Annotated in this window: 1 protein-coding gene; it reads right to left on the minus strand. The window is 51.1% G+C overall.

Features of this window, described 5'->3' with window-relative positions; genetic code table 11:
• Positions 1 to 122: 122 nt before the first annotated feature.
• The gene (gene aspA, locus ACSZPU_RS25465; protein WP_499004384.1) at positions 123 to 1,559 is read right to left on the minus strand and encodes an aspartate ammonia-lyase; all 1,437 of its coding nucleotides are present in this window, start codon (positions 1,557 to 1,559) and stop codon (positions 123 to 125) included.
• Positions 1,560 to 1,836 lie beyond the last annotated feature (277 nt).

Consider the following 1,836-nt stretch of genomic DNA (forward strand, 5'->3'; position numbering starts at 1 on the left):
TCATGATAATAGGGCCTTCTGATTAGAAGGCCCTATTATCAATGATTTTTATCCTCGTGACGACACTATCTAAAAAAAAGGCACGTCAGGGCTGACGTGCCTTTTGGCTCTAGCCGTCAGCGTTACTGTTCGCTTTCATCGGTGTAACGCTTGGCCTTATAGGCCGGATGCATCAGGTTCTGTGCTGAGAAGATGTCATCCAGTTCCGCTTCGGTCAGCAGGCCGCGCTCCAGCACGACCTCACGCACGCTCTTGCCCGTTTCGGCGCAAATCTTGCCAACGATGTCGCCATTGTGGTGGCCAATAAACGGGTTGAGGTAGGTCACGATGCCAATAGAGTTATAGACATAGCCTTCGCACACGGATTTGTTGGCGGTGATGCCGCTAACGCATTTTTCCAGCAGGTTGTAGCAGGCGTTGGTCAGAATATGGATAGACTCAAACATCGCCTGGCCAATCACCGGTTCCATCACGTTCAGCTGTAGCTGGCCCGCTTCGGAGGCCATGGTGACAGTGGTGTCGTTACCAATGACTTTGAAACACACCTGGTTCACCACTTCCGGCACCACCGGGTTTACTTTGGCTGGCATGATGGATGAGCCTGCCTGCAGTTCCGGCAGGTTGATTTCGTTCAGGCCGGCGCGCGGGCCAGATGAGAGCAGGCGCAGGTCATTACAGATCTTGGACATTTTGACGGCCAGGCGTTTCAGCGCGCTGTGCACCATCACGTAAGCACCGCAGTCGGAGGTCGCTTCAATCAGGTCTTCCGCCGGTACCACGGGCAGGTTGCTCACTTCTGCCAGCTTTTGCACCGCCAACTGTTGATAGCCATCCGGGGTGTTCAGACGGGTTCCGATAGCCGTTGCGCCGAGGTTCACTTCCAGCAGCAGTTCGGAGGTGCGCAGCAGGTTTTTCGTCTCTTCAACCAGCAGCACGTTGAAGGCGTGGAATTCTTGCCCCAGCGTCATCGGCACGGCGTCCTGCAACTGTGTGCGGCCCATTTTCAGGATGTCGCGGAATTCATCTGCTTTATGCTCAAAGCCTTCACCCAACTGGTTGATGGCGTCGACCAATTTGAGGATGGAGGTGTACACCGCAATACGGAACCCGGTTGGATAGGCATCGTTGGTGGACTGGCATTTGTTAACGTGGTCGTTAGGGTTGAGGAACTGGTATTCACCTTTCTGATGGCCCATTAACTCCAGACCGATATTTGCCAGCACTTCGTTGGTGTTCATGTTGACCGAGGTCCCCGCGCCGCCCTGATAGACGTCGACCGGGAACTGGTCCATACATTTGCCGTTGTTCAGGACTTCATCACATGCTGCCACGATGGTATTCGCAATACTCTTCGGGATGGTATGCAACTCTTTGTTGGCCAGTGCTGCTGCCTTTTTCACCATCACCATCCCCCGAACAAACTCCGGGATGTCGCTGATTTTGCTATTACTAATGTAGAAGTTCTCAATCGCTCTAAGAGTATGCACACCGTAGTAGGCATCCGCTGGAACTTCCCTTGTACCCAACAAATCTTCTTCGATACGAATGTTGTTTAACATGTGAACCTTCTTTATCAAGCTACGAATGAATGCACCAAACACACAATATATATGTGGTCATGTGTGATTTCAGACCGACGATTATCCCCTCAATCGGCCAGATACTCGCGATCATATGCTGATTACGGCGAAATGCCGTAATCTGGATCACTTATTATCTTAGCCGCTTTATCAGAATCATTAATCTGTGAAATGAATCACCGCTAGATAGTGTCGTCACGAGGATAAAAATCATTGATAATAGGGCCTTCTAATCAGAAGGCCCTATTATCATGAC

Source organism: Phytobacter sp. V69 (genome assembly GCF_965644215.1).
Taxonomy (GTDB): domain Bacteria; phylum Pseudomonadota; class Gammaproteobacteria; order Enterobacterales; family Enterobacteriaceae; genus Phytobacter.